Below are 6,241 nucleotides of genomic sequence, written 5' to 3'. Positions count from 1 at the left end.
CAATGTAGATAACCGGGTGTGTATTACTCGTCGTGGTAATGGTTACCTCCCCCTTAGTTTCCTTCTCCCAGCTCAACAAAGAGGCGAGTAATATTAGTTTTGCTCAGGCGACCGATAACCTCGAGGTCCTTATTTTTGTCGCCCCCCTCAACCGGACGTACTACGGGCAGGGCATCCACTTCGTGGGTAATTAATTTTTTAGCTGCCAGCCAAACCGAATCCTCAGGGCCGACGGTAATGACATTGGGCATCCGGGTCATGACCACACCCACGGGCAATTTATGGATATCCTGTCCCCCCAGGGTAATCTTCAAGAGATCCTTACGCGAGATAACTCCCTCCAGAATCCCTCCCTCCCGGACCACAATGAGTGTCCCCACGTCCTCAATGAACATGGTTACCACCGCATCATACACCGAGCAATGCTCCGACACCACTACAGGCACGGACTTTACTTCTCCCACCTTGATGCGGTGGAGCTTTTCGGCAATCACCTTGTTCGGTGTCTTGCCGCTGTAATAGTAGCCCACCCGGGGCCGGGCCTCCAAAAGGCCGGCCATGGTCAAAATAGCCATATCGGGACGCAAGGTGGCCCGGGTGAGGGAGAGGCGCTCGGCAATCTGCTCACCGGTAATGGGACCTTCCTTTTTGACAATCTCCAGAATGGCTTCCTGTCGCTTGGAAAGTTCCAATTTCATCGCCCCTTAAAAGAGCAATTATGCTATACTAATCAACCTTATGACCCCAATTATATATATTATATATTCCTTTAACATTTCCCTTCTGCACGGGAATTAAAATTCATGTATACAATTTAGTTCCTGCCCGGGTAAATATTGATCAACCGTTTAAAACGTTGACCACGGTCCATGCTTGTAAGAGGCAGCCCCACCGGCACCAGAATATTCAGGCCGGTGAAGCGACCAGTTTGCTCAGGTCGGCCACCTCCAGGGCCAGGGTGGCCACTCCTTTGAGCAGGCTCAAACGGTTGTTCCTGATCCTTTCGTCGTCCACCATGACCATGACAGCGTCAAAAAACTGATCAACACCCGGCCGCAGGGAAGCCATGGCTGCCAGCGCCCCCCGGTAATCCCGGGCGGCCAGGTTCCGGCCAACCTCCCTATGAACTTCTTTCAATTTTTCATACAGGGCCACTTCCGCGGGATGTACAAGGGCAGCCGGGTCGACTGTCGTGGAACCGTGTCTGCGGGACAGGTTGTAGGCACGGGTAAAAGCAGTGAGTACTGCTTCAAAATGAGGTTCGGCGCGAAAGGCTTCCAGTGCCCGGGCACGCTGCCAGGCACCGGTTAGATCATCAAGACCGACCGCCAGCACAGCCTCCACCGTATCGTAAGACAATCCCCGGTCGGCAAAAATCCCTTTCAGACGCTGGGCAAAGAAGTCCATCAAGTGGGAAACAACCTGTTCCCTACCCAGTTTTAGTTCAACCCGCCCCCTGTACTGCTCGTAGGCCTGTTCAATCAACCCGCGCAAGGAAAGTATCAGTTCACCCTCCAGGCAGATATAACATACCCCGAGGGCTTGCCGTCGCAACCCGTAAGGATCCTGGGAACCCGTGGGTTCGATACCGATGGCAAAACAACCCACCAGGGTATCCATCTTATCAGCAAGACTCAAAATCCGCCCCGGCATGCTTACCGGCAGCTCATCACCTGAAAAACGGGGCAGGTAATGCTCGTAAATAGCCCGGGCCACTGCCGGGTCCTCTCCGGAAGCCAGAGCATATTCCCGGCCCATAACACCCTGCAATTCGGGGAATTCGTAAACCATACTGGTCACAAGGTCGGCCTTGGCCAGGTATGCCGCACGCAGCACGTGTTCTGTTTCTTTTTCATCAGCGGCCAGAATACGGGCCAGGTAACGGGACAGGCCAATAAGGCGTTCCACCTTGTCGTAAACCGTACCCAAACTCTCCTGCCAGACGACCTTCTTTAAGGCCTCAACCCGGTCTGCCAGGGGTGTGGCCAGATCTTCTTTCCAGAAAAAGGCGGCATCGGCGAGGCGAGCCCGCAACACCTTTTCATTCCCGGCCCGGACGATATCCAGGTGCTCCTGGTTGCCGTTGCTGACAGCGATAAAACGGGGCAGTAATTTACCTGTGGCATCACGCACGGGGAAATAACGCTGGTGTTCGCGCATGGGCGTAACAAGAACCTCTGCGGGCAGGTGCAGAAAAGCTTCGTCAAAGCTGCCGCATAGGGCTGCCGGATATTCCACCAGGTTGGTCACTTCGGAAAGAAGCTCTTCGTCGGGTTCCACCCGACCGCCAACCCGAGCTGCCAGCTCCTGTACCTGGTCCCAGATCATCTTCCGGCGCCGGTCGGGGTCCACCACAACCCGGCCCCGCTCCATAACCTCCAGATATTTAGCGGCATGGGGAATTTCCAGAGGGCCTTCACTTAAAAACCGGTGTCCACATGTAATCCGCCCGGACCGCAGCCCCGCGTAGGAGAAATCAATCACCTGGTCGCCGTAGAGAGCGACCAGCCAGCGAATGGGACGGGCAAAACGCACCTCCAGAGCTCCCCAGCGCATGGGTTTTGGGAAATGCAAGCCGGCAATTATAGAGGGGCAGAGCTCTGCAAGCACTTCCGCTGCAGGCCGGCCCTCCTGACGCTTCACTGCAAAAACGTATTCGACGGGACCCAGGTTTTTCACCACCAGCTCTGAAACATCCACCCCCTGGCTTTTCGCAAAACCCAGGGCTGCACGGGTGGGCTCCCCGGCCGGATTGAAGGCCACTTTAACTGCCGGCCCTTTTACTTCCTGGACCAGTGACTCCTGCACATCACCCAGGTCGTGAACATAGAGGGCCAGGCGCCGGGGCGTGCCATAGGTTTTAATTTCACCAAAGGGCAGCCGGTTCTCCCGCAACAGATTTGCTGCCAGTTCCTTCAATTGTCCCAGGGCCGGGTCCAAAAACCGGGCCGGTATTTCTTCCGTACCAATTTCCAGTAAGAAATCCTGGGTATGCATGTCTGTCCTCCCTCGATAATAAGTTCTCATTCGGTAACTTAACGGTTGTCATTTTAAAAGAGGGTAACCCATTTCCTCCCGCTGGGCCACATAGGCCGCGGCACAGGCGCGGGCCAGGTTGCGTACCCGGTGGATGAAAGCAGTACGCTCGGTAACGCTGATAGCGCCCCGGGCATCCAGGAGGTTGAAGGTATGGGAACATTTGAGCACGTAATCGTACGCCGGCAGGACCAGGCCCTTTTCTACTATGCGCCGGGCTTCCCTTTCGTACATCTCGAAAAGCTTAAAAAGCATATCTGTATCTGCCTCTTCAAAATTATAATGGGAATATTCCACTTCGCCCCTGTGGTGTACATCTCCGTATGTCAGGCCGTTGACCCATTCGATGTCAAAAACATTATCCTTGCCCTGGATGAACATGGCCAGACGCTCCAAACCGTAAGTGATTTCCGCAGAAACGGGATGGCATTCCAGACCCCCGCATTGCTGGAAATAGGTGAACTGGGTGATCTCCATCCCGTCCAGCCATACCTCCCAGCCCAGACCCCAGGCACCCAGGGTGGGGGATTCCCAGTTATCCTCCACAAAACGTATATCATGCTCCCGGGGGTTGATCCCTATGGCCGCCAGACTCTCAAGGTATACCTCCACCACATCATCGGGGGAGGGTTTAAGGATCACCTGGTACTGGTAATAATGCTGCAGCCGGTTGGGATTCTCTCCGTAGCGGCCGTCGGTGGGCCGGCGGGAAGGCTCCACATAGGCCACCCGCCAGGGTTCGGGCCCTAAAACCCGCAAGAAAGTAGCCGGATTCATGGTACCCGCACCCTTTTCCACATCGTAAGGCTGCTGGATAATGCAGTTTTGACCGGCCCAAAAACGGTTTAAAGCCAGGATCAGGTCTTGAAAGTTCATGTAGACATTCCTCCCTGAAACACCTTTATTCCAAGGGACACTCCCCTGGTGGGGCTGCAACAAGACTAAACCGCCCTTTTCCCGGAGGCCCAAAGTCAAATAGTTAGTTTGCAGGCGGGCTTAAAAACTTAAACCCCCCGCCCGGGCATACCATGCCAGGGACGGGAGGTACTTCCCGCGGTTCCACCCTGTTTGGCCGCTACAAGAGCGGCCCCCTCATTTGGTGCAGGCTTTACTCACCGCCACCTGATACGGCGGCTTTCCTCCTGCCGCTCAGGAACCCCTTTCACACGGGTTCGTTTTACCGGGCTCCCACCTTTTCCCGGCTCTCTGTAAAAACTCCCCCGGCTACTCTTTCCCTCATCGCCGGATATTCTGTTGAACAATGTTAATTTATCAAATTGGCGGGCTAAAGTCAACGGGAACGCTGTTTGCCGTCGTCGCATCCCCATTGGCCATATTCTTTGCCAGCGGGAAGGCCGGAATCTTTCCGCACCCCCCCTTACGTAGGGCCCCCAGGTTCGGTATATTGCTGCTCCCCCTCAGCTTTATTTTGCTGATCACCCCGACCGGGACGTTCAATTTCCAGGGTGTAATTCCTGGCCATGGCCGTAACCGCACCCAGGGCTCCCAGCACAGCCAGCTGGCTGCTGGCCAGGGTTCCCACAAGACCCAGTGCCCCCAGGGGAGCGGGCAGTTCCATGACCGTCCTGTCCCCCTGTTTTATCTTGATTTTAGTTTCCTGGCTCCGGTGAAAAAGTTCCTTCAAGTGCTCCAAAAATTCCTGCCCCCGATCCTGGAGTTTTTCCGTGATGTGCTTCCTCTCTTCCTCCAGGCGAATAAGGGCCTGTACGACATCACCTCCGGAAGCATCAAGAGCCTCCTTGGCTTCCTTGTAACTCACCCCCAGGCGAGACCTGATCAGATCGATTTTTTCCAACTCGCTGTTCATGTGCAGCCCGTCCTCCCTGATTCTTTTATTTAACCTTATTTAACCCGGGAGTCCGGCCGTTTATACATGTTCCAGAAGTTCCAGAAAACGAGGGGATTTTATGCGCCTGTCCAGGTGGTACTCCAGATGGGAGCGCAGTACTTCCTTCAACTCCCTGCGAATCGCCATCCCCGCCTGCAACTGACCGAGTCTGCCGGGATCCCAGCGCAACAGAAGTTTCAGGAAATCCACCGTGCCCCGGCAACAGAGCAACCCGTTCCCTTCTTTTCCGGCACAGGTAGCACAGACCACACCTCCGGCCCCGGCATTGAAAACTACCCTGCTGCCTTTAATGGGTCCCCGGCATAAAACACAACTTTCCAGACAGGGCTGATAGCCAAGAATGGTCAGCAGCTTTATTTCAAAGGCCCGGGCCAGCAATTCGCCATCTCCATTACCCAAAACACGCAGCGTTTCCACCAACAATTTAAAAATCGCTTCGCCCGGCTCTTCTTCGGCGGTCATACTGTCCACCAGCTCGGTCAGATAAGCGGCATAGCTCAGCTTATCCAGGCGGCAGCGCAGTTCCGGAAACATCTCCAGCAGTTCGCACTGGCTTACCGTATCCAGACCGTTGCCCCGGCGGAGAAGAAATTGGGAATGGCAAAAGGGTTGCACCGCCCCCCGTTTACGGCTGGTGGGCTTACACGCCCCGTAAGCAATGACTCTCATTTTCCCTTTTTCCAGGGAAAATAAAGTTAATAACTGGTCGGCCTCCTGGATGTTCACGGATTTCAGAACCACCGCCCTGACCTTGTATAACCTCACCTGGCCCACCCTTTCCGCCCGGATAGACAAAATTCGTGTGTACAATCCAGAGAATATAATGAAAGTCTTCCTGTTGTTTACCATATATTTTACTGTATGACGCACAGCCTGACCAGGGTACTTAAGCCGGCCCGAGGGGGTGAAAGTATCAGGTTTGTTATTGTGCCTCTACAAAAGATAAAAATTATCCTCGTTGCCTGCTTGTTTCTGGGCGGCCTTTCTCTGGTACTGCACACCATGACCAGTATCCATCACCAGGCCTCTATCAATGCCCTTTCCTGGGCTTTAGCCGGCCGGGTAATTGTAGTGGATCCGGGACACGGCGGGGTGGATCCTGGAGTGGTGGGGAAAAACAATGTTCTGGAAAAGGACCTGGTCCTGGCCGTGGGGCAAAAGCTGGCCCTCTACCTGCGCCAGAGTGGAGCCAGGGTAATCATGACCCGGGAAGGAGACCATGACCTGGCCGACCCGGAAATAACCGGCCTTTATAAACGGAAACGCCAGGATCTCGCCCGCCGGGTGGCCCTGGCCAACGATCTACCGGCCGATGCCATGGTAAGCATTCACATC

At 54.8% G+C, this 6,241-nt stretch carries 6 protein-coding genes and 1 other annotated feature; of the genes, 1 reads left to right on the top strand and 5 read right to left on the bottom strand.

What is annotated here, in order from left to right:
• Positions 1-53 precede the first annotated feature (53 nt).
• The 5 genes from ACPLUI_RS09775 to recO all read right to left on the bottom strand — a co-directional run bounded on the left by ACPLUI_RS09775 (position 54) and on the right by recO (position 5,716).
• Complete coding sequence (locus ACPLUI_RS09775; protein WP_424660075.1) at positions 54-692, bottom strand: helix-turn-helix transcriptional regulator; 639 nt, start codon at positions 690-692, stop codon at positions 54-56.
• A 214-nt stretch (positions 693-906) separates the two neighbouring features.
• On the bottom strand, positions 907-2,997 hold the full coding sequence (glyS, locus tag ACPLUI_RS09770) for a glycine--tRNA ligase subunit beta (RefSeq protein WP_424660074.1): 2,091 nt from the start codon (positions 2,995-2,997) through the stop codon (positions 907-909).
• A gap of 48 nt (positions 2,998-3,045) precedes the next feature.
• Entirely contained in the window at positions 3,046-3,912 is an 867-nt protein-coding gene (gene glyQ / locus ACPLUI_RS09765) for a glycine--tRNA ligase subunit alpha (protein WP_424660073.1), read from the bottom strand.
• Positions 3,913-4,066: 154 nt separating this feature from the next.
• Positions 4,067-4,285 (bottom strand) — a binding site (T-box leader).
• A gap of 129 nt (positions 4,286-4,414) precedes the next feature.
• A complete protein-coding gene (locus tag ACPLUI_RS09760; RefSeq protein ID WP_424660072.1) occupies positions 4,415-4,864 on the bottom strand; it encodes a DUF4342 domain-containing protein in 450 nt (149 codons plus the stop codon).
• A 60-nt stretch (positions 4,865-4,924) separates the two neighbouring features.
• Positions 4,925-5,716, bottom strand: a complete 792-nt coding sequence (gene recO, locus ACPLUI_RS09755; protein WP_424660071.1) for a DNA repair protein RecO — start codon at positions 5,714-5,716, stop codon at positions 4,925-4,927.
• 117 nt (positions 5,717-5,833) lie between these two features.
• Here recO and ACPLUI_RS09750 point away from each other — a divergent pair.
• On the top strand, positions 5,834-6,241 hold a 408-nt coding region (locus tag ACPLUI_RS09750), incomplete at its 3' end, for an N-acetylmuramoyl-L-alanine amidase (protein ID WP_424660070.1).

Source organism: Desulfofundulus sp. (assembly GCF_049701015.1).
Taxonomy (GTDB): domain Bacteria; phylum Bacillota; class Desulfotomaculia; order Desulfotomaculales; family Desulfovirgulaceae; genus Desulfofundulus.
Note: the sequence above shows the minus strand (reverse complement) of the source record. Positions and strands in the feature narration are given on the sequence as shown.